This window comes from Ruegeria sp. HKCCD6428, assembly GCF_013110595.1.
Lineage (GTDB): Bacteria > Pseudomonadota > Alphaproteobacteria > Rhodobacterales > Rhodobacteraceae > Ruegeria.
On record NZ_WVQX01000014.1, the window covers coordinates 44,893 to 65,942 of the forward strand.

Annotated in this window: 19 protein-coding genes and 1 pseudogene; 10 read left to right on the forward strand and 10 right to left on the reverse strand. The window is 53.6% G+C overall.

Features of this window, described 5'->3' with window-relative positions; all coding sequences use genetic code 11:
- Positions 1-61: 61 nt before the first annotated feature.
- The 4 genes from GS620_RS20940 (at position 62) to GS620_RS20955 (ending at position 4,955) form a co-directional block, all read left to right on the forward strand.
- Complete coding sequence (locus GS620_RS20940) at positions 62-1,150, forward strand: isocitrate/isopropylmalate dehydrogenase family protein (RefSeq protein WP_171617634.1); 1,089 nt, start codon at positions 62-64, stop codon at positions 1,148-1,150.
- Positions 1,147-2,178, forward strand: a complete 1,032-nt coding sequence (locus GS620_RS20945; protein WP_171206346.1) for a Gfo/Idh/MocA family protein — start codon at positions 1,147-1,149, stop codon at positions 2,176-2,178. The genes GS620_RS20940 and GS620_RS20945 overlap by 4 nt, the downstream gene beginning before the upstream one ends.
- The gene (locus GS620_RS22355; protein WP_171120699.1) at positions 2,175-2,852 is read left to right on the forward strand and encodes a GntR family transcriptional regulator; all 678 of its coding nucleotides are present in this window, start codon (positions 2,175-2,177) and stop codon (positions 2,850-2,852) included. The genes GS620_RS20945 and GS620_RS22355 overlap by 4 nt, the downstream gene beginning before the upstream one ends.
- A 165-nt stretch (positions 2,853-3,017) precedes the next feature.
- Positions 3,018-4,955 carry a DUF3604 domain-containing protein gene (locus GS620_RS20955; RefSeq protein ID WP_171617635.1) on the forward strand — a complete coding sequence of 646 codons (1,938 nt, stop codon included), beginning with the start codon at positions 3,018-3,020 and terminating at the stop codon, positions 4,953-4,955.
- Positions 4,956-5,164: 209 nt separating this feature from the next.
- Here GS620_RS20955 and GS620_RS22360 read toward each other — a convergent pair.
- Positions 5,165-5,317: pseudogene (locus GS620_RS22360) on the reverse strand (adenylate/guanylate cyclase domain-containing protein); the annotation flags it as partial.
- Between the two features lie 271 nt (positions 5,318-5,588).
- On the opposite strand from GS620_RS22360, the gene GS620_RS20965 reads away from it, so the two are divergent.
- Positions 5,589-7,121, forward strand: a complete 1,533-nt coding sequence (locus GS620_RS20965; protein ID WP_171617636.1) for a phospholipase D family protein — start codon at positions 5,589-5,591, stop codon at positions 7,119-7,121.
- Positions 7,122-7,225: 104 nt separating this feature from the next.
- Here the strand turns inward: GS620_RS20965 and GS620_RS20970 are convergent, their stop codons facing one another.
- The 3 genes from GS620_RS20970 to GS620_RS20980 form a co-directional block, all read right to left on the reverse strand.
- On the reverse strand, positions 7,226-7,741 hold the full coding sequence (locus GS620_RS20970; RefSeq protein WP_253284012.1) for a CIA30 family protein: 516 nt from the start codon (positions 7,739-7,741) through the stop codon (positions 7,226-7,228).
- Positions 7,742-7,791: 50 nt separating this feature from the next.
- On the reverse strand, positions 7,792-8,244 hold the full coding sequence (locus GS620_RS20975) for a TspO/MBR family protein (RefSeq protein WP_171171727.1): 453 nt from the start codon (positions 8,242-8,244) through the stop codon (positions 7,792-7,794).
- Positions 8,245-8,467: 223 nt separating this feature from the next.
- The gene (locus GS620_RS20980; RefSeq protein WP_171171729.1) at positions 8,468-8,761 is read right to left on the reverse strand and encodes a hypothetical protein; all 294 of its coding nucleotides are present in this window, start codon (positions 8,759-8,761) and stop codon (positions 8,468-8,470) included.
- Positions 8,762-8,824: 63 nt separating this feature from the next.
- Between GS620_RS20980 and GS620_RS20985 the strand changes: the two genes are divergently transcribed.
- Complete coding sequence (locus GS620_RS20985) at positions 8,825-9,028, forward strand: hypothetical protein (RefSeq protein ID WP_171171731.1); 204 nt, start codon at positions 8,825-8,827, stop codon at positions 9,026-9,028.
- A 472-nt stretch (positions 9,029-9,500) separates the two neighbouring features.
- Here GS620_RS20985 and GS620_RS20990 read toward each other — a convergent pair whose 3' ends face one another.
- The 3 genes from GS620_RS20990 to GS620_RS21000 are packed head-to-tail and all read right to left on the reverse strand — an operon-like array spanning position 9,501 to position 12,206.
- Positions 9,501-10,481 (reverse strand): GTP-binding protein, encoded by a 981-nt coding sequence (locus GS620_RS20990; protein WP_171171733.1) that lies wholly within the window; start codon positions 10,479-10,481, stop codon positions 9,501-9,503.
- Between the two features lie 14 nt (positions 10,482-10,495).
- Positions 10,496-11,962, reverse strand: a complete 1,467-nt coding sequence (gene gntH / locus GS620_RS20995; protein WP_216597984.1) for a guanitoxin biosynthesis MBL fold metallo-hydrolase GntH — start codon at positions 11,960-11,962, stop codon at positions 10,496-10,498.
- Positions 11,963-11,972: 10 nt separating this feature from the next.
- Positions 11,973-12,206 carry a hypothetical protein gene (locus GS620_RS21000; protein WP_171617637.1) on the reverse strand — a complete coding sequence of 78 codons (234 nt, stop codon included), beginning with the start codon at positions 12,204-12,206 and terminating at the stop codon, positions 11,973-11,975.
- A 99-nt stretch (positions 12,207-12,305) separates the two neighbouring features.
- Between GS620_RS21000 and GS620_RS21005 the strand changes: the two genes are divergently transcribed.
- On the forward strand, positions 12,306-13,640 hold the full coding sequence (locus GS620_RS21005; RefSeq protein WP_171617638.1) for a hypothetical protein: 1,335 nt from the start codon (positions 12,306-12,308) through the stop codon (positions 13,638-13,640).
- Positions 13,641-14,239: 599 nt separating this feature from the next.
- Here the strand turns inward: GS620_RS21005 and GS620_RS21010 are convergent.
- The 3 genes from GS620_RS21010 to GS620_RS21020 form a co-directional block, all read right to left on the reverse strand.
- Positions 14,240-15,346: an alkene reductase gene (locus tag GS620_RS21010; protein WP_171617639.1), complete on the reverse strand. Its 1,107-nt coding sequence runs from the start codon at positions 15,344-15,346 to the stop codon at positions 14,240-14,242.
- A gap of 122 nt (positions 15,347-15,468) precedes the next feature.
- Positions 15,469-16,065, reverse strand: coding sequence for a TetR/AcrR family transcriptional regulator (locus GS620_RS21015; RefSeq protein ID WP_171617640.1), 597 nt, complete (start codon positions 16,063-16,065; stop codon positions 15,469-15,471).
- 474 nt (positions 16,066-16,539) lie between these two features.
- Positions 16,540-17,583, reverse strand: coding sequence for a helix-turn-helix domain-containing protein (locus GS620_RS21020; protein ID WP_371809835.1), 1,044 nt, complete (start codon positions 17,581-17,583; stop codon positions 16,540-16,542).
- Between the two features lie 164 nt (positions 17,584-17,747).
- On the opposite strand from GS620_RS21020, the gene GS620_RS21025 reads away from it, so the two are divergent.
- From GS620_RS21025 to GS620_RS21035, 3 genes are all read left to right on the forward strand, one after another.
- Positions 17,748-19,109 (forward strand): amidohydrolase family protein, encoded by a 1,362-nt coding sequence (locus GS620_RS21025; protein ID WP_171617642.1) that lies wholly within the window; start codon positions 17,748-17,750, stop codon positions 19,107-19,109.
- A 69-nt stretch (positions 19,110-19,178) separates the two neighbouring features.
- Positions 19,179-20,570 carry an amidohydrolase family protein gene (locus GS620_RS21030; protein ID WP_171617643.1) on the forward strand — a complete coding sequence of 464 codons (1,392 nt, stop codon included), beginning with the start codon at positions 19,179-19,181 and terminating at the stop codon, positions 20,568-20,570.
- Positions 20,571-20,634: 64 nt separating this feature from the next.
- A complete protein-coding gene (locus tag GS620_RS21035; protein WP_171206956.1) occupies positions 20,635-21,033 on the forward strand; it encodes a hypothetical protein in 399 nt (132 codons plus the stop codon).
- The last annotated feature ends 17 nt before the right edge of the window (positions 21,034-21,050 follow it).

Below are 21,050 nucleotides of genomic sequence, written 5' to 3' on the forward strand. Positions count from 1 at the left end.
CGGACTGTAGTGGAAGCTGCTATCGCGCTATGAATGCAAAACGGGAAGGAAGCGGGCCAAAATGAAAAAGACTTACGATATCGCGGTTTTCCACGGGGACGGGATCGGCCCGGAAATTATGGCGCCTACGCTTGAAATTTTGCGCCATCTCTCGCGCGGCAATCCGACCTACGAGCTGGCGTTTACAGACGCACCAGCAGGCGCAGGCCACTACGCCAAAACTGGAGAATCTTTCCCAACAGGATCACTCGAAACTGCACGCAAGGCCGACGCGATTCTGCTGTCAGCAATGGGTTTACCGGATGTTCGATATCCTGACGGAACCGAGATTTCTCCTCAGATAGACCTGCGAAAGCAGCTTGGCCTTTTTGCTGGCGTGCGTCCGGTAAAGGTAAGCAGCGGACAAATGACCCCCTTGGCGCTGCCTCCCGGAAAAGAGATCGACTTTGTCTTGATCCGTGAAAGCACCGAAGGGTTGTTCTTCACCCAAGGAACGGGCGAAGTCACGGAAGATGAGGCGCGTGAAACCCTGCTGATCACCCGCGAGGTATCCGAAAAGCTATTCCGCTTTGCGTTTGATCTCGCCAACAACCGCAAGGCGTCCGGTCGCGGCCCGGGACGAGTAACCTGTGTCGACAAAGCCAATGTATTCCGCGCCTTTGCATTCTTCAGATCAATCTTTGACGCCGAGGCCGCACGCCATCCCGATTTACAAGCAGACCATGCTTATGTTGATGCGACCGCCCTCTGGATGGTCCAGAAGCCTTGGGAATTCGATGTTTTGGTAACTGAGAATATGTTCGGAGATATCCTCTCTGACCTTGGTGCAGGTCTTATGGGCGGTCTTGGACTGGCTCCTTCAGCAGATATCGGATTGAACCACGCCGTGTTCCAACCCTGCCACGGCTCCGCTCCGGACATTGCGGGACAGGGTGTTGCCAACCCTTTTGCAATGTTCCTGTCCGCGGCAATGATGCTTGAATGGTTGGGTTTGACCCATGATCACCCGGAACTGTCCAGCGACGGCGCTCGATTGCGCGAGGCCGTAGAAAAGGTGGTGGCGAACGGTCAAAACCTGACGCGAGACTTGGGCGGCAAAGCTGGAACTCAGGAAGCGGCCTCAGCGGTATTGGAAGCATTGCCGGCATGAGTACTAAAGAAGCCATTCGGGTCGCGTGTGTAGGTGCGGGATACTTCAGCAAGTTCCACTACGAAAGCTGGTCAAGAATGCCTGGCGCTGCTCCAGTTGCATCCTGCAACCGTGATATCAAAAAAGCGAGGGAAACAGGGCTGGCGGCTTATGATGATCTGTCGAAAATGTTGGAGGCAGAAGAACCAGATCTCGTGGACATCATCCTTCCTCCTGTGGCGCAGGCCGAGGCCATCCGCACGGCACTGCGGTTTGGTATCAAGTGGCTGATCTGCCAAAAGCCATTTTGCTTGTCTCTGGGTGAAGCGGAGGAGGTTGTTTCCGAAGCAGATGAGGTTGGCGCAACGATTGTCGTACACGAGAACTTTCGCTTCCAGCCTTGGTACCGCGCAATCAAGGAAGCGATGGCTGAAGGTCGAATTGGAACGCCTCTACAAGCGACTTTCCGGCTTCGGCCCGGCGACGGACAGGGACCACGCGCCTATCTTGACCGGCAGCCCTACTTTCAGGACATGCCGCGTTTCCTCGTTCATGAAACAGCGGTTCACTGGGTAGACACGTTCCGGTTTCTGTTTAATGCGCCCAGCGCGGTTTATGCCGACCTGCGTCGAGTGAACCCCGTTATCGCAGGCGAGGATGCAGGTTACATCTTGTTTGATCACCCCAACGGCTTGAAAGCTCTGTTCGACGGGAACAGGTGCCTTGATCACAGTGCCGAAAACCTGCGCCAAACCATGGGCGAAGCGCTTATTGAAGGAACGAAAGGATCGCTGGTTCTTAACGGCGACGGTTCAGTTGAACTGCGCGCTTTTGGAAAACAGGAGCGACAGCAGATTCTACCTCCGAGCGATCACGAAGGATTTGGAGGAGACTGTGTCCACGCCTTGCAAAGTCACGTCATTTCGGGCCTTCTACGGGGCACGCTGTTGGAAAACACGGCCCGAGAATATTTGGATGTGATCCGCATAGAAGAGAAAATCTATCTCTCGGCTGCGGAGGGACGAAAGATCAACCTGGAGACGCCGTGAAGGATCAGGACGCAAAAACTCTTTCCAATACACAACGCGCTGTAAGGGATTTGCGGCGGATGATCCTATCCGGCGAACTTGCAGCCGGGACTGACCATCTGGAGTCGGAACTCGCCGAAACCCTTGGCATGTCCCGCACCCCGATACGAGAAGCTGCGCTGATGTTGGAAAGTAAGGGGTTGCTGGAAATGCGGCCCCGCAAGGGTGTGCGGATACTGCCTGTTTCATCAGATGATATGCGTGAAATTTACGACATATTGACGGAACTCGAGAGCCTCGCAGCACAGCGCGCAGCCGAAGCAGGTTATTCAGATGATGAACTGTCGGTACTTGCTGGATCGATTGCAAAGATGGACCAAGCTATCGACGCCGAAGACCTTGAAGCCTGGGCAGAGGCCGATGAGCTGTTTCATCAGGAACTCGTGCGTTTAGGTGGCAACAAACGGGTCGAAGCGATTGTGGCCATGATGAGCGACCAGGTTCGTCGCGCACGCGCAACGACACTGTTTATCAGGCCGCTACCAGTCAAATCCAATGAGGATCATCGTGTTGTTTTCCAAGCGATAAGTGAAGGTCGGCCGGATGTGGCGCGTGAACGCCATCGAGAACACAGGCTCCAAGCCAAGACTATGCTTTGTGGGATACTCGAGAAGCATCGGCTCAACAGCCTTTGAACCACTTGGACGGCTCTTCGAAAGTTCATTAAACCGCTAGGACCACGGGATAATTTGCTGCGCCCGGCTCGTTGCAGCCATTTGGTGAAGTTCACCGAGGGTCTACTCCTCAAGTGCAGAAGACATTTATTCTCGGCCGGAAATACTCCGTACCGGAGTTGTGTTATGATGCCTCCAATTATGGAGGAAAAGTTGTTTCGCTATGTTTTACCCCTCGCTCTCATTTTGGGGAACCCAATCCTTGCTCAGGATGCAATAAACCCGTCTGGGCTTTCTGGACCTTCTGGTCGCCCTTATTCACCTTACGCTGAGCGTGCGTATCCAACTCAAGTCTATTTTGGAGACACCCACGTTCATACCGGTCTTTCCGGGGACGCTGGCGGCGGCGGGACACGCCTGATGCCGCGAGATGCTTATCGGTTTGCGCGTGGCGAAGAGGTAATCTCTAATACGGGTCAACCAGTAAAACTTTCGATACCTCTCGATTTCTTCATGATTACAGACCATTCGGATGCGATGGGAGCAATCACCGACATAATTGGGGGTGCACCCAACATCCTGGCGGATGAGCAAGGCAGATATTTCCACGAGGAATTCAACAAAGGTGGGGAAGCCGCCTTGGCAGCTGCGCTTGAGCTTACCGCGGCATTTGCTCAAGGACAGGTTTCCCCTGCGCTGAACTATCAACCCGGCAATCCCGCTTACGCCCGTGTTTGGGACGACATTATTGATGCCGCGGAGGAGTACAATGACCCCGGCGTGTTCAGCACCTTCATAGCCTATGAATGGACATCTCTGGTTGCAGGGAACAATTTGCACCGCAACGTGATATTTCGCGACGGCCCTGAGCTCACAAGGCAGATACTGCCTTATACAACGACGCCCCCGGTAGGCTCACCAAACCCTCGTGATCTTTGGAAGTGGTTGGAAAACTATGAGCAAACAACCGGCGGGCGTGTGCTTGCTATTCCGCACAATGGAAACTTATCGAACGGCTGGATGTTCCCGCTCGTTGACGATTTCGCAGACGGGGTGCCGTTAGATCCCGCATACGCAGAAGCGCGAAACAAATGGGAAAGGCTATATGAACCAACCCAGATAAAGGGGGACGGTGAGGCCCACCCGTTCCTTTCACCTGATGATGAATTTGCTGACTTCGAAACGTGGGACTTCGGTAACCTTGATGCTTCGGTTCGAAAAGAGGCGGATATGCTGCCCGGCGAATATGCCCGATCCGGGTTGCTTCGCGGCCTGTCGCTTCAAAAAGTTTTTGGGGTGAACCCTTTCAAGTTTGGTTTGGGTGGAGCCAGTGACACGCACACAGGTTTGACCGCCCCTGACAACGACAATTTCTTCGGAAAATTTACCGGCTACGAGCCCAGCGAAGAACGGAGCCAACATGTCAGCAAGACGTATGCTGACGGGACGGTTGCGCTGCGGTCGTCGCAATATATTACCGGCGGTCTGACAGCAGTATGGGCCGAGGAGAATTCCCGCACAGCCATCTGGGATGCGATGCATCGGCGTGAAACTTACGCAACAACAGGTCCCCGAATGCGCGTCCGTATGTTCGGTGGATATACTTTTACCGAAGAGGATGCCTTGCGGCGGGACTTGGCGCTTGTGGGATACACCAAAGGTGTGCCGATGGGTGGCGATCTTGGCCCCGGGGAAGGCTCTCCTACTTTTCTGGTATACGCGCTTCGTGATCCGATGGGAGCAAACTTGGATCGAATCCAGATCATAAAGGGTTGGTTAGATGCAGATGGAGAGCAACGGGAAAAAGTCTATGATGTGGCCTGGTCCGGTTCCCGCGAACCAGATGCCGCTGGTAAGCTGCCATCCGTAGGCACCACAGTTAACCTTTCAATCCCCTCGTGGACCAACACGATAGGTGCTTCTGAGTTAGGAACCGTGTGGCAGGATCCCGACTTTGATCCGTTAGAAAGCGCGTTTTACTACGCCCGAGTGATTGAAATTCCGACACCCCGCTGGACGGCGTATGATGCCGTTAAGTTTGGAATACAAATGCCAGACAATGTCCCATTGACAGCGCAGGAACGCGCATACACTTCGCCAATTTGGTACGCACCTGACCAATAGTCCGAACTTGCTGACTGTTCTGCTTTACGCTCTAAGTCCTCATAAACTGCGTCGAATACTTCAAGTATTTCAGCCATTCTTTGAGGTCGCTCGATTGGTCATAGCGCATGGATGCCGAATGGATCGGAGAAACCCTTGATCATGGCTCCACCAAATGTGTCCAACACATATGCCGCCACCGACAGATCGAAGATTTCTTGATCAATCAATTAAAGGCTTCCGGTTTTGTGCGTCTCTGTCCCAAGGTTAGCAGCAAGGTTTACGGTCGATCCGATACAAGTATACGTCGCCCAATTATCCGTACCGGCATAGCCCGCGACGACTTCGCCAGTCGCTATTCCGATGCTGATTTTCAGGTCACTTTTCCCTTCTGAGCGCCGTGCGTGAACTTACATCTCAATCGTGTTATGCATTTCATACCCTTCCTACACTGAGCTTTGCGCAGAGTTCGGCGGCGGCTGCGGAACTCCAAAAAGAGCCATCAAACCGTCGCCCGGCATCAGACTGACAATTCCGCCATTGCTGGTATGCGAAATCAACACTTACAAACGAAACAACCTCAGGCGTCATAGAACAAACTTGCAATCGCATGGTCCGGCGTAGTCACCTAGGGCATACGGTTGGAGGAAGCCTATGGCGCAATGGAAGTTCGTGATTGTGGTTTCTTGCGCGCTGTTTCTTGTCGCTTGCGCTCCAAAATCCCGTACATATGAAAAGACAGCATCGGCTGCGCTGCCGGCGAATTCGGGCACGGCTCTTGGCCAGGCGGCCAATCGCCTTGGGGACCCCAAAGACGGTCGGTCAGGCATCAAGCTGATCAGTGATGGAGAAGAAGCGCTTGTTTCACGGCTGCTTTTGGCGGCTGCTGCCGAGCGAACGATAGACGCGCAATACTACCTTCTGCACAACGACCCAACAGGTCACCTTTTTGCAGCCAGTCTTTTGCAGGCAGCAGATCGGGGTGTTCGTGTCCGATTGTTGCTGGATGACATGGACACGTCCAGCTATGACGCGATGACGGCCGCGTTGGACAATCACAAAAATATTGAGATCAGGCTATTCAATCCATTTTGGCGGGATCAGAGCCTTTTGATTGCGGGTATCACAGATTTCAAACGCATCAATCGAAGAATGCACAACAAGTCCATGACGGCAGACAATGTGTTCACGATTGTGGGTGGAAGAAACATCGGTGCCGAGTACTTTCTGGCACGGCAAGAAATGAACTACGCTGATCTGGATGTGCTGGCCGCAGGCCCCGTTGTGCGCGAGGTGTCGCGTAGCTTTGACTCTTACTGGAACAGCGAGTTCGCAGTTCCGGCGCGTGCGGTCGTTGGGGAATCCGAAGAATTTGACCTTAGCGATGCGCGAGGCAGGTTGAAGGAACTGGTCGAAGAAGCGAAGCAAACGCAGTACGGCGCCGCCCTCAGAAAGTCAGCACAAGAGAACTTCGCAGATGGAGCCCTGTCACTGGATTGGCTGCCTGCGAAACTATATGCCGATCCGCCTTCAAAAGCTGCGGGTCTGGATAGTTCAGACCCCGTTCTGGCGTCTCAATTGCTTCCGTATTTTGAAAATGCCCGCAGTGAGGTGAATATCGTGTCCGCCTATTTTGTGCCGCGCAACAACGGTGTGAAATGGTTGACCGAACTCGAGAGGCGCGGGGTCGACGTAAAGGTCGTAACCAATTCACTTGCATCTAACGACGTCGCACCCGTTTACGCACACTACGCTAAAAAACGCCGAGCACTTTTACGCGGTGGAGTAGAACTCTACGAACTGCGACCCGACGCCTATCAAGTTCAACGCCGCGGGATTAACTGGGCTCAATCGCGATCAGGCCTACACTCCAAGGCATTTGCGGTTGATGACCGATACTTGTTCGTAGGGTCGTTCAACTGGGACCCCCGGTCTGTCAACATCAACACCGAGATGGGAATTCTGATTGACTCGCCAGCATTGACTGCACAGACGATGGGTGCCTTAGACGACGCGCTGCCCGCATACACATATCACGTCACACTCGAGCAAGCTGGCCAGCTTAGATGGACGACAAGAGATGATGATGGCAACGTCCTTGAATATGAATCCGAGCCGACAGGATCAGCCTGGGATCACATAGTTTCCGGTTTCCTGAGTATTTTGCCAATTGGGTCGCAGCTTTAGGTCTTTTTGACAAATAATCTGATGGCATGTCGCCCTTTTTGGGGGCGCGGCTACACCGAAAGGGGGACGCCCAGACGTATTTCTGGCCATCGCCCGGGCGACCTTCAGTAAAACCCAATCTCGCTGACATCCACACGGGCCTCGTGATCGCGCCCATAGGCTACAACTCCAACCGAGGTGATTTCGTCAGCGACGGGAATAGCGCGCAACATGGCACCTGAAGCCTTGAAGGCTGACAAAGGCAAAGAGACTTCGGTCCAGTCTTCTGAAGTTGGAAACTCGGCCTGGTAGTATTGCCAAGGAAGCACGGTGCCACGTGTCCTGAGGTGAACAAAGTATTGCTCGCCGTTACCCCGGACCAACAGCCTTACGCCCGATACGCCCGCATCGGGCCGATCAGGCAACTTGTGTCGAAACTGGATGAAGCCGCCGTTGTTTTTTGTACTAACGGTTCCGGTCAGATGCGCGAATGCGACATCACCTTCCTTACGAAACTGCACTTTCCCTGAAGAGACGCCTCCCATGACTGTGTCCGCAACATAGTCCCAACGCGTCTCCGGAGACTTGGAAAAGTCCTCAGCAAGGTTTTCATCAGCCTGTGCCATTGTAGATCCGAGCATAACAAGCCCCGAAAAAAGCCCAAAGAAGTTGGCACGCATGTTGTTCCTTCTCAGTTCAGTATCGCAATAGAAAGATTAAGCGCCGTGGCAAATGCGACCCATGCACAATACGGCAGGAAGGCCAGCGCGGAGACTGGATCCGAGTTCCTCACCCGAGCGATGAACACGAAGATGACAGCCAGCAACGCAACAATGACCACAAAGGCAACCCACGGCATTTGCAGTACGAAAAAGGTTGGTGACCACAAAAAGTTCAGCCCCATCTGCGCCCACCACAACTTCATGGCGGCCGAGCTCCGGTCTGCTTCGAACTGGCGCCAGCCCGCCATCGCGATCAAAACATAAAGCGCCGTCCAAACCGGGCCAAAAATCCAATTTGGTGGATTGAAAGCAGGTTTAGAAAGTTGCGCATACCAATCACCGGGTGCGGTTAGTATCCCGATCAGGATGCCGCCTCCGAGCATGAGAGCAAGAAATGCTATGCGGATCAACCAGTTCGACATTGCCGGGCAGCTCTCAGCAATCCTTGGTCATCACGTTGACGAACGCTTCGGAAGAGAAGGTCGCAGTATTGGTCTCATCCGAGGCAGTATATGACACCATGGCGCCCTCGATCTCCGACCCAGAAACAGTGATTTCGCGTTGCCCAATGGTGTCATCTACATCGATGGTAAAAGCGAGTTGTTCCCCTGCCGCGAGGGAGGTGATCTCAAGTTCAATTGTATTTTACCCGTCGACGACCGAAGGAAACTGACGCAGTGCATCAGCACCTTCAACGAATTCGAGAGGTTGAAAAACCTCTACGCCCGCGCCTTTTTCGGTAACGTCGAAAATCAAGCGTCCTGCAGATTGCGACAAGTCAATTTTGACGGTCGAGGCTACGACGTCGCAAGTTCCGACATTTGTCAGAACAAAACGATCCTTTGGTGCGCCCTCTACGAAGCGAATTTGAACACCAGCTTGAAGCGAAGTGGCTGCGAAAAACCCAAGGGTCGCAGCGATAATGCTGGGTGGAAGCATTCTTTTCTCCTTGTTAAGAGGTACTTGATAAATACGCCTCGGCGGGTGTCTTGGATCAGATTAATGCCTTTTGCCTATCGTGGTTCAGCCAATAATTGCTTTCGAAGTTACGGCTACAATCGCGCCTCGGAGATCAAGTGCGGCCTCGATGAAATGCAGGTGGCCAATAACTTCGACTGCCACGGGTGGATCGTCGGAATCGCTCCCAAAGTCCCTGATGAGAAGCGCCGCACGCAATTCACCGGGAACATTGGCGTGCAACACTGACGCGCAGTGCTTTGTTCCGACCTCGCCTGACTTTGTTAAAACACTGACGTCACCCGCTGCATGGCTTCCAGATTTTCCTCGGTTGAAAAATATAGGCATCCTGTCTTTGCCCCTAGAACCCCAGAAAAGGAGATTTGCGACCCGAGGTAACGCCTCGGGCCCGTGGAAAGCAGAAAACAACTCGGCATCTTGTCCTCCGGCTGTACTCGGCAATCCGGGTTCCGGGGCTGCATCGTCAAGTTCTGGACCTGAGACGTCCTGCGCGCATGCAACCGTGCCCGATAATACAAACGCAGTGGCAGGTGTGGGCCATGTGATCGCTTGAACGAATTCCCTAATCTGTATCTGCAATCAGGTGTTTCTTCTTATTTGGTCCTCGGCGCTGCATTTGATCCTCGGCGCTGCGGGCTTACGAGCAGTTACGAGTTGGACTTTGAGAAGCACACGCAAGCAAGTTTGGTTGAACTTGCCGCTATACGGTCGCCAACAACGCATCGGAAAGCTCGTATTCCGAAAGGGCTCCCGGTGCACCTATTGCAACAAGCCTTGTTTCGCGTTTTCGGTGGCCCCATGCCGCATCCCTTGCGATGTCCATACGTTTTCCAACGACCTGAACGAGAATGCGATGATCCGGGTCTTCCTCGCTAAAAACAAAACCCTTGAGGCGATAGACATCGCCCGGAAGCTTCCGAATTGCGTTCCGGAGAGAAGATAGGCTTATCGGGCGTTCAGCTTTCATCATGGTTGTTGAGAAACTGTCCGAGTGATCAGAGTGGCGGCAACCACAATCTGGTCCGTGTTCGTGATGATCGGGTATCGCTGTTTCGAGCTGTTCGGCGGCAAAGCGACCAACGGAAAGAAGTATATCCAGTGGGACGTCGGCATTGACAGCTTCGACCAGGCGATATCGACGGAAGCGAGACCCAAGCCAATCGTGCACCCTTTGAACAGCCGCCCTGTCGACGAGGTCGACCTTGTTCAAAATAACCATGTCCGAGAACGCGATTTGACGGAGCTTCAGTTCCATTTGCTCCGGCGCAGAAAATAGCTGTTCCGCATCGACCAGGCACATGAGGCTGTCCAAGCGGATCATGTCCCGAAACTTCTGATCGGTGAATGTCATCGCAATTGATGACGGGTCCGACACTCCGCTTGCTTCAAGGACGATGTATTCCGGTTTCTCAGGCCGGGCGAGAACGGCTTCCACCGTTTCGATCAGATCATCTCGGATCGAGCAGCAAACGCAGCCATTTGCCAGACTCATCACATCATCTTCGAGACCGACTACTAAGTCAGCGTCAACGTTTATTGATCCAAAGTCATTCACCAGAACCGCAACCCGCAACCCGTGATTGCCTGTCAGGATGCGGTTCAAAAGTGTTGTCTTACCGGCTCCTAGAAAGCCGGTAAGGATCGTGACGGGGATCGCAGAAGTCGAACCAAATTCAATCATCGTTCGATCTCCTTTCAGTCTTCATCACGCGTGCCGATTACATCCGAAACTTTGATGGTAAAGTCCTGCGGCCAGTCCCCGCCGGGTGCTCGGAAAACGTCAGTTGGGTAGTACTCGCGTGGATCAATCTCCATATCTCTGTACTTCTGATCTTGCTGATCTGCTCGGGTGAGCCTCGGGTTCGGTAGTGTGATTTCATCCGGAAGCTCAATACGTCCGGCCTCAGCTGCCGCAGCCAGTTCGCGGAATGGCGGAACGGTACCGGATTTTCCGGGCAGTGCAGCTTTCCTGTACCAGATTGCATCCTTGGTCACGTTTACAACGGCTACATCGAGACCCCATTGGAACAGACCGTCATAGTGGGCGCGAATTCCAGCCAGCATTTCAGCGTCGATGTCTTCGTCCTGAGTATAGTGCGTCACCATTCCCAAACGCGGCCTTGCGTCAGCAAAGAGCTTACCCACGGCATAGTGAGAGGTATGGTGCGTATCGATGGTGTAGTTAAAGAGATCCTGTGGGATACCATATTTGTAGGTCATCAGCTGACCAATATCCTGTCCCGACATTTCGGTTACAAAGACATCAACACCTTCGCCGTATTTTCGTGAAAGCTCATCCGGGCGACCATCGCCGGTCCATACAAAGCTCAGCCCGTTCCAATCGAGCCGATAGCCAACCGCACCGTCCTTGGCGTGGCTTCGTGGCCAGGACCGAACAGTCACGCCATCTTCGTCATAAACGATGCCGCCTTCCTGACGGAAATCGAATTCGTTGACCTCGATCTCGTAGCCGTCCCCAATCGGGAACACATCAAAGGCCTCCAGATGCCATTTGAGCATCTGTTGCATGCCTTTGACCATTCCGGCTGTGCCAAGCTCGGGTGTCCGACCAGAGGGACCGTGAATGCGCAGCGGTGTGTAACCACCCGACCAGGCACGGAATGGGTAAATATAGGGAATATCGGCGTAGTGGTCGACATGCAGGTGAGAGATGAAGATGTCGTTGATCAGTTGCCCAGGTACTTGCATGGCAATGATGTTGCGGACACAACCGGATCCAAAATCGAAAAAGAACCGCTTTCCATTCCCCAACTCCACCATGATACAAGTACCCGCCTGATCTTCGCGCGGTGGATACGGTGTTGAACCACAGAATGAGATGCGCATCTCATCTGGCCCCAACTCCTCACTCAGTGGAAAATAGTTCGCGTTTGAACCGGTCATGTACTTCGTCGGGCGGAAGTACTCTGGCAATGATATGCCGCCTGCGGGTCGACCGCCATATGGGTTCTTGAGTGTTTCTCCCAGGGGGCCGTCTCCTTCGTGGGCCTCGGCACTTCCTGCCGCAAACCCAGCTGCCCCTGTCGCGGCCGCTCCAGTGGCCAAGCCCTTTAGAACACTCCGCCGCGACGGGTCTTCGATTTGCTCTGTTGGTTGCCCCTGTTTGTTGTCCAGGTCTTTCCCAGTGTCTTCCTTAGTCATGGACCAGTCCTCAGTTAGAAGTGTTGCGAAGGCTTCGCTTCACCATCCGGCGAAGCTCGTTGATCAGCTCAGATTTGATGTGGGTCCATTCCGCGCGCTCTGGGGCTGGTATCGATGTGTCATCCAACAGTGCCGATACTTTCTTCAGGTCTTCGATTGCCTCGCTGAGCAACGCATCCGTTTCGTTAAACCCTGAGAGCGCATCGGAAAGCTCTGGAAGCTCGTCACTCAGTTCCCAAGTCACTGGATTATCCATGGTTCCCACTATCTATTCTCAGATCAAGATGAGTGCGGTTGACGATGCAGGCCAAGTGAGTCACCGTGAGTTGGGGGTGAGTTTGCTTTGAACCAAGCTAATGAATTGCCGATAGATCAAGATATTGCACCGCCATCGCCGGAGCTTGTCCGACAGGCACTTCAGAGCGTTGTTTCAAGCGTCGCGTTCCAGGCTTCGCCGCGACTCCAGCAATTTATTACTTACGTGGTCGAAGAAACTCTCGCTGGTCGCGGCGCCCAAATCCGTGGCAAAGCAATCGCAGTCGAAGTTTACGGTCGAAGTATTGATGGCACCGGTGGCCGAAATCTCGTTCGCGTTGAAGCCAGACGGCTGCGTCGACTGCTTCATGAGTTTTACGAAGATCAATGGAACGGCAAAGGGGTTCGCATTTTTGTTGATCCGGGTGGATACAAGCCACGGTTTTCGCAAAAAAATACGACAGCATACGACGCCTCAGAGGTACCGAGTAGCGATGTGCTAGCAGAACATCCGCGTTTGAAAAAAATGCTGCCGCTTGGACTGGGTTGTCTTGTATTGATTGCTGGACTTGGCTTTTGGCTGGCTCAAGATAGCAATGTGGTTTTGCCCCCAACCCAATCCCTAGGACAGGCTGAAAGAGCAGCCCTTGGTGAGCAGTCCTTGACGAGACTTCAGGCGGCCAACCTTGCGGATCAGGCCAGAGGCATGTTTTTTCCTGTTTTCGATGTCAAACGACAGCAAATAGCATTGGGAATGTTCCAACATGCCACAGAGTTGGACCCGGCACTTTCCGATGGCTACGCCGGATCGGCACAAGTTCTGGCGACTTTGGCTATTTTGGCCCCGGACACAGCGCTAAGAGATGACCTCATCAGCAAGGCTTCGGAGATGTCGGGAAGGGCGCTTGACCTGTCTCCGACAGATGCCTGGGCAAACGGCGCAAATGGTTGGGTATTGGCTGCCCAAAATAATCCAGTCGAGGCTAAGAAATATGCAAGAATGTCCGTCGAACTTGCTCCGAATGATGGTCATATCCTGGATCTTGTCGGCATCACTGCCATCCTGGCTAGCGCACCGGAACTTGCTGCCGAGGTTAGCAATCCCGAAAGACTAAGGTCAGGATCGGGCCGCTTTGGCGCACGTAATATTTGGGGTGTATCGCAGCTTATGCTCGGGAATTACGAAAAGGTTGTCGAAGCATTTCAAGGCGCGCCCGCTGCCGGTGCGCCCGTAAGTGCTCCGTCGCTCCTATTCCAGGCCGTTGCGCAGGATCAGCTGGGACATTCGCAAGAAGCACAACGACTGGTCACTGAAATGCGCAAAACGTGGCCTGAGTTTCCATCGGAGTTTCTCGCCGGCAGGATCTTCCACAATGATGACGCAACGCGGCAAGCGATACTTGATACTCTGACTAGATACTGATCAAACACGTCGTATCGCAGCCGATGCAAAGTGTTCTAGGGTCAATCCTTGATGTCACATTCAGAGGTACAATGCGACGTTGAACTCGAATGATTGGTCTTGGTCCGAAGGCTTTACAGCGTTGAAAGCCATTGAAGATTGCAAGATTTGACGGATCCGGACGGCTTTGCACAGCCCGCTTTCTGCGCATCGGAGACATTTGCGAAAGTCCAAGCAAGAAAGGCTGCATAGAACCCAAGGTTCCTAAGGAGGACCTTTGCGGGATTCAGCAACGCAAGGGGCCGTAACCGCAAAGACTACGCCAAAAGACTGAACTATTTTGCACGATTTACTTGCGACAATGCGCGGCTCGAGAAATGCGCTCAATTGATTGTAGTCACCGCACTTCTTCCTCAACTAAAACCGGGCGCCCCTCAATCAAGGATGCATCCTGATTGGATACATTCAACCCTGATCATATGGCAGCAGTTCATTTGCAGGCTGGTGATAGGCCCTCGCCTTAAGAATAGAGATCTCCATAGTTGCTGGGTGAGCGCGCCCAAGCCGGCGCGCTCACTTTGCTTGGTATAGCCCGTCGCTAAGGGGTTAAGAGCGATGTATCACTCTGCGGCGACTGCTTCCTCTTCCAGTGCCGGATAATCGGTATACCCTTTTTCATTGCCGCCGTAGAGAGTGGTTGGATCGAGCTCATTCAGTACGGCGTCTTTCTCCAGCCGGTTGACAAGATCCGGGTTGGAAATAAACGGCCGACCAAAGGCCACCAGATCGACGGCGCCGGTCTCGACCGCTTCAATCGCCATGTCTCGGTCATAAGCGTTGTTGCCCATTTTAACTCCGTCAAACAGTTCATAGAGCGCCTTTAGGTCACCACCTTCAGGAATATCGCGCGGGCCGCCGGTCTGCCCTTCTACGAGATGGAGATAGGCCAACCCGTAGCTATTCAACAATTTGATCGCATGCGAGAACGTCGCCTGTGGGTCGCTGTCGGAAATGTTGTTTGCGTCCGAGAACGGGCTGAGGCGAACACCAACGCGGTCGGCGCCCCACACGTCGACAACAGCGTCCATCACCTTTTTCAAGAATCGCGCTCTATTCTCAACAGGACCACCGTATTCGTCTTCACGCTTGTTCGACCCGTCGCGCAGGAACTGATCGATAAGGTATCCGTTGGCTGCATGGACCTCTACACCATCGAAACCAGCCTCTTTGGCGTTTTCCGCGGCCCTCCGGTAGTCCACAACGATGTCAGCAATTTCTTCGATGGCCAGAGCCCGCGGGTCAGAAGTTTCAACAAACTGCTCACCATCAAACGTCTTGGCCTTAGCGCCAATTGCGGATGGCCCAACAGGGGCTTCACCACCCTCCTGCAAGCTGTAATGCGAAATCCGACCCACATGCCAAAGCTGGATTACGATCTTCCCGTCTTTGGCATGGACTGCCTCAGTCACTTTTTTCCAGCCGTCGATTTGCGATTTGGAATAAATGCCGGGCGTCCAGGCATAGCCTTTGCCTTGGGGCGAGATTTGCGATGCTTCCGTGATGATCAGACCAGCAGATGCCCTCTGCGCGTAGTACTCGGCCTGCAATTCATGGACACTGTCATCCTCAGCTCTTGCCCGGTTACGGGTCAGTGGCGCCATGACAATGCGGTTCTTCAGCTCGATTGCACCAGCTTTGATGCCCGAGAACAGTTTTTCATCAGCCATTGCTGCTTCCTTCTTTCGTAAACTTCGTTCAGATATTATTGGACCAACTAGTCCAATATTGCGCTCACTGTCTCTTGTTTGAGTTTGTGTTAGGTTTCATTTCGTTATGGTGGCGGGAGACCTTATGGCGAAATCACCAACCGGGCTTGTTTCAGGGTTTGCGATATCTGCTCAGCGGGAACGCCCGCCTTACGCAAGGCTAGCGTGCCAATGGCAAGGGAGGCATAGGCGCGCGCCCTGTCGAGCGCCAGACCCGGATCTGAAGGCTCAAGCGCTTCCGCAATAATTTTGTCAATGCTCTCCAAATGTTGGCGCCCGAGATCGGCCACTTCATCATCATGCGGGGCAAGCTCGGTAAGGCAGTTGATCAGCATGCAGCCGTCACGACCTCCTTGCGGATTCGCCAAGGCTTCCATTATCGCGCCGACGGGGTCATCTCCGCCCGCGTCCGCGACGTCGCGCAAAGCTTTCAAACCACGTCTTGAATAGTGGCTGAGGGCTTTGCGAAACAATGCCTGCTTGTTTCCGAAGGTTCCATAGAAGCTGGAACGGCTCAAACCCATGGCCTTGGTCAGATCGTCCACCGACGCGGCCTCGTAGCCCTTGTGCCAAAATACGCACAAGGCTTTTTCCAAAGCATCGGCTTCGTCAAAAGCACGAGGCCTACCCGGGCCTGCGGGCGACTTGACGTCGGCAATTGGAAGGGTTTCTTTGTTCATGGCACATGATGTGGAATGATCAGTCCAGAATTTCAAGGGACCAGTCAGATAAAGCTGTTCATCCGACTTCATTCGCAGGTCTGTTCGGCATAGGAACTTGCTACAACATTATGTAGGGACGCGCATAACGCTGCATTCTTATCATTGATTTTATTCAGAAAATCTGGGCGTCGTCACCTATAATTTTGCGCGGTATTTGCGCATAAGTTTGCACGATTTGCCCATAACTTTGCACTGTAGAAAGAGCTCTCTCATTTTTTGGTAGTTGCCCTGCTAACCAGTCAACTAAAAGGGTTATTTCTCAATCAAAAGTGCACTTCGATAAACGAAATTCAACCCCAATAAGAACGTTGCAAGGTTACTGGCAACTACTTGGGAATAGTTCAGCGATCTTCTTGCCGAGCATCAAGACCACTATTTGGTACAGTCTTGTTATGAGCACAGAAACCTCGATCAGCACTGGCGCCGAGTTGGTCAGGCCCGCCCTTTCACCAAATTCCTATAAGCCGACGGCGACATTCCAGACCATTTTCGGAAGGCCCTAGAAAACGCAGTGGGGTCTGCGTAGCCAAGTCGCAGTGCGGTCTCACCAACGGACTTCTCTGCCGGACCCAGCAGCTTCTTTGCTTCTTCCAGTTTGACGCCAGATATGACCTGAGAGGCTGATTGCCCGTAAGAGGCCAGCCGATTGTTCAATGTCTCCCGGTGGAAACCACATAGGCGTGCCAGTTCGTCTACACCAAATCCCGGCTCGCCGAGGTGAGTTCGGATCAGGCTCTGAAGCCCGGCCAGGAAATCTTGCGGTGCCGCAAAGTCAGGGTCAGTGACAGGAAGGTCTGACGGGTTCTCCAATATTTCCGGGATCAATTGATGGCTCAGCCAGGGTGAAGGAAACCGGATCGAAAAGCCCTGAGGGCTACACTTGATGGCTTGGACACCATGAAAATGCTTGGGCAGCACGTCAGGTTCGCTGACCCGTAAGATGATCTGGCTCGGGTCCCACCTAAAATCCAGAACCCGGTGCAGTAATGATATCCAGATGCTCGCCAGAAATGCGTCGGTCTGTCCCGGCGAAACTGAAAACTTGAAATTCCGCTTGGCACTGAAATAAGCGTGCTCGCCTTCCACAAGCATAGACTGTGTGACCGCGTTGGATTCTTTCGAGACGGCTTGAGTGTAGCGCGTAAAGAAGTCACCTAGCGTCAACGCCTCGGCCAATATGTCACCAAGCGGCAAAAACCTAACAAGGTCGATTGATTGACCAACTTGCGCGCAGAAGTCCGGCGATGTTGCATCAGCAGCGGCTTGATGGATTTTATAAATCGTCTCGTGTGGCAGGAAGTTTTGGCGATCCATCACCTGAGCTTCGCTCACGCCCAGAGGGTCCAGAACAACAGCCGGTTCAACACCGGCACCACGCAAAGCAGCTACGACGGGTGCAGCAACCGATGCCCGAACCAGCGGCAAGGCCTTCTTTGTGTTTTGCTCAAATACGCCCATGTCGCCCTCAAATATCATGAAGGTAACGACAGAAAGACAGAAAACACACAAAAAGGCGCCAAAAGCATGCAGAATGCCAAATCAATTTGGCGCAGCCCGCCATACTGTCAGGCAAAATCCGGCAATCACTCTAAAATCATATTCAGAAACATACATCTGTGATTCGTATTTGGAGGGCCTCAATGACACCGAAACTCAAACACCTGGTGGCCACGACAGCCTTTTCTGCAAGCCTGGTAATCGCGGGCCAAGGTTTTGCGCAGGAAGAAAGCTTTCCGATCCTATTTACCAACGTGCACGTGTTTAACGGTGTCGATGAACAGCGAATTGAGAACGCAAACGTTCTGGTCGTGGACAACCTGATCGCAGACGTATCAGCGGAACCACTGGCCGTCGCCAATGCACAGATCATTGACGGTGGTGGTCGAACCCTGATGCCGGGCCTGATCGACGCACATGTACATATGACGGTCACCGAACCGGTGGCGGACCTGCGCGATAACTTCGACTGGATGTACTGGGGTGCAGTCTCCACGATTGAGGCCGAGAAAATGCTCTTGCGTGGTTTCACAACCGTTCGGGACGCGGGCGGCCCGGCAATTGGTCTTCAAAAAGCGATTGATCGGGGTAAGGCCGTTGGCCCGCGTATCTACGCCTCTGGGCCAGTAATCTCGCAAACCTCAGGGCATGGAGAGCATCGCGTCTACACCGAGCCCCATCCCAATTTCATGGGGGCGCAACCATCTTTCTTTAACCAGCATCTGGAGTTTCTGGCCGACGGCGTGCCGGAAACACTGCGCGCGACCCGCGAAGCCCTGCGCCTTGGCGCTGTCCAGATCAAAGTCATGGCTGGCGGTGGGGTATCCTCTCAGGTTGATCCCCTACACACCGTTCAAGGTCTGCCGGAAGAGCTTGAGGCGTCTGTCCGGGCCGCTGCCGATTGGGGAACCTATGTGATGGTTCACGCCTATACGGACGAATCTATTGTTCGCTCAATTGAGGCAGGTGTGATCAGCATTGAACATGGACAACTGATGACCGAAGTCGGTGCGCAAGCGATCAAAGACGCGGATGCCTGGATCGTTCCGTTCTATTCTCTTCTGGGGATCGACGAGCAAACCATTGTTACTGCACTTGGGCCTGGGTCCGCCGAAAAGTTCCTCAGCGTGCAAGCGGGTGCGCGAAAGCAGATGCAGTTGATCAAAGATTTCGGGATCGAGAATGTGGCTTTCTCCACCGACATTATCGGCGATCCCGTCGCGCTGACCAAGCAAAACGATGAATTCAAATACCGGCTGGAGGCGTGGACTTCGCACGAAATCCTGCAACAGGCGACGTCAAAATCGGCCGCACTTCTGGCACTGTCAGGAAAACTCAATCCCTACACAGCAGGCCCGCTGGGCGTGATCGAACAAGGCGCATATGCCGATCTACTGCTTGTTGAAGGAAACCCGGTCGAGGATGCCGGGATACTGGTCGACTACACCAACAACATCGACCTGATCATGAAAGATGGCGTGATCTACAAGAATACACTCGATTGAGTGTCGCGCGGGGTGAATTTACCTCGGCATCCCGCGCCCCCTTAGTTTGACAAATGGGAGTACTGACACGTGAAAACACTGGCCTCACTGACAGCAATCGCTGGATTTGTTTCCTTGGCAGCAAGCGGTGCGTTGGCGCAGGACGCGCTCCCGCAAACCTTGTTCACCAATGTGCATATCTTTGACGGAATTAGTGAAGAGCGGATCGAAAACGCGAATGTTCTGGTTGAAGGCAATCTCATAAAGACAGTCTCGACCGACGGTATTGATGCGCCCGACGCAACGCTTGTTGACGGGGGTGGTCGCACGCTGATGCCAGGGTTGATTGACAGTCACGTGCATCTCTACGCGACAGGGCTCGTGCAATCCTTCTCGGGCCTTCAGGCCGCCAAATGGGATCAGATCGGGGCCACCGCGGCTGAAAATGCCCGCGACTATCTCTACGACGGTTACACCACGGTGCGGGATACCGGCGGAATGGGATCAGGTCTGCGTGAACTGATCGACAAGGGGATTGTAGACGGGCCACGCATCTATGCGTCAGGTGCGGCCATCGGCCCGACATCCGGGCATGGCGACTGGCGAAACCCCGAGCAGCGAACCTTCAACATGGGATCGGACGACGTCGCCAATACGTTCAACCTGTCTTATATTGCTGATGGTCCCGAGGAAATCCGGAAGGCATCGCGGCTTAACTTCGCGCACGGGGCGAGTTTCCTGAAACTGATGGCCGGTGGCGGCGTGTCATCCGAACTCGATCCGCTTTGGTCCGTTGCCTACAACGTTGATGAGATTGCGACAGCCGTTGAGGCTGCGTCCTTCTTTGATACCTATGTGACAGTCCATGCCTATACGGACGAAACGGTCTCAATGGCTCTCGACGCAGGCGTCAAGTCACTGGAGCACGCTCAAATGGTGAGCGAGGAGACCGTCAAACGCATTGCGGATGAAGGTATCTTCTGGGCCTTGAATGTTGCAGGCATGGATCCCGCGCTGCTCGACCATCCGAATTTCTCGATGCCGACGGTGAAACCAAAACTGGAAGAATATCTGGTCGGGTCAGAAAACGTCATTGAGTACATCAAAAAATACAAGCCCAAGATCGTGCATAACGTCGACACCGTGCTGTCCACTATTGGGTTTGGCCGCGCACACCGGGACTTTGAGAAGCACTATTTCGCTGAATTGCTGGGGAACCACGCTTTCCTGGTCGCGGCCACATCAACAGGGGGTGAGTTGGCGCAACTGTCAGGGCGGCGGAACCCCTATCCCAATAAGCTGGGTGTGATCGAAGAAGGGGCCTATGCAGACATCCTGATCGTCGACGGAAACCCGCTGGAGGACCTATCGGTTCTTGGAGCAAATCCGAAGTGGTTTGATGCACCTGCGCGTGATCGAGGGTTCGAGACCATTCGCGTGATCATGAAAGACGGCGTCTTCTACAAGAATACACTCGAATGAGCAGAGTATGCGGAAAATTGACCCCTGCGCCTTGCGCCGTCGATCCTGAACAGGGGAGCGATCAATGAACAAGGCAATCGCAGTAACTCTTTGCGCAGTTGGGATTGGTTTTTCCGGAGCAGCGGCGGAGGAGTCTCATAGCCGATACTACCTGGGGATCGGGGAACCAAACCCCGATGCCTGGCAAATCATGATCGACAATCCGACCGACCGGGAAAAGGACATGGGCGCTGCCCTCGCCGCAATGGGCGGTGAGATGATCAGTTATTTCTGGGGACTGGCCGATGGCAAGAACTACATCACCGTCCGCTTCCCGGACGATCCGGGCATGGTTCAGGCCATGTATATTTCGCGTCTGAGCCAAGGGGTTCTGAAAGACTACACGTTCATCGAACTGATGACGAGCGCGGACATGGTCGAAGCCCTCAAGCGCGTGCCGGAATTTTCAACGCCGGTCGAATGAAGTTGGGAAGCAAAGGA

Excerpts from the sequence above, each read along its gene's own strand:
- GS620_RS20940 (WP_171617634.1), top strand. The coding sequence starts at position 62 with ATGAAAAAGACTTACGATATCGCGGTTTTCCACGGGGACGGGATCGGC.
- GS620_RS20945 (WP_171206346.1), top strand. The coding sequence starts at position 1,147 with ATGAGTACTAAAGAAGCCATTCGGGTCGCGTGTGTAGGTGCGGGATAC.
- GS620_RS20955 (WP_171617635.1), top strand. The coding sequence starts at position 3,018 with ATGATGCCTCCAATTATGGAGGAAAAGTTGTTTCGCTATGTTTTACCC.
- GS620_RS20965 (WP_171617636.1), top strand. The coding sequence starts at position 5,589 with ATGGCGCAATGGAAGTTCGTGATTGTGGTTTCTTGCGCGCTGTTTCTT.
- GS620_RS20970 (WP_253284012.1), bottom strand. The coding sequence starts at position 7,741 with ATGCTCGGATCTACAATGGCACAGGCTGATGAAAACCTTGCTGAGGAC.
- GS620_RS20975 (WP_171171727.1), bottom strand. The coding sequence starts at position 8,244 with ATGTCGAACTGGTTGATCCGCATAGCATTTCTTGCTCTCATGCTCGGA.
- GS620_RS20980 (WP_171171729.1), bottom strand. The coding sequence starts at position 8,761 with ATGCTTCCACCCAGCATTATCGCTGCGACCCTTGGGTTTTTCGCAGCC.
- GS620_RS20985 (WP_171171731.1), top strand. The coding sequence starts at position 8,825 with ATGCCTTTTGCCTATCGTGGTTCAGCCAATAATTGCTTTCGAAGTTAC.
- GS620_RS20990 (WP_171171733.1), bottom strand. The coding sequence starts at position 10,481 with ATGATTGAATTTGGTTCGACTTCTGCGATCCCCGTCACGATCCTTACC.
- gntH (WP_216597984.1), bottom strand. The coding sequence starts at position 11,962 with ATGACTAAGGAAGACACTGGGAAAGACCTGGACAACAAACAGGGGCAA.
- GS620_RS21010 (WP_171617639.1), bottom strand. The coding sequence starts at position 15,346 with ATGGCTGATGAAAAACTGTTCTCGGGCATCAAAGCTGGTGCAATCGAG.
- GS620_RS21015 (WP_171617640.1), bottom strand. The coding sequence starts at position 16,065 with ATGAACAAAGAAACCCTTCCAATTGCCGACGTCAAGTCGCCCGCAGGC.
- GS620_RS21020 (WP_371809835.1), bottom strand. The coding sequence starts at position 17,583 with ATGATATTTGAGGGCGACATGGGCGTATTTGAGCAAAACACAAAGAAG.
- GS620_RS21025 (WP_171617642.1), top strand. The coding sequence starts at position 17,748 with ATGACACCGAAACTCAAACACCTGGTGGCCACGACAGCCTTTTCTGCA.
- GS620_RS21035 (WP_171206956.1), top strand. The coding sequence starts at position 20,635 with ATGAACAAGGCAATCGCAGTAACTCTTTGCGCAGTTGGGATTGGTTTT.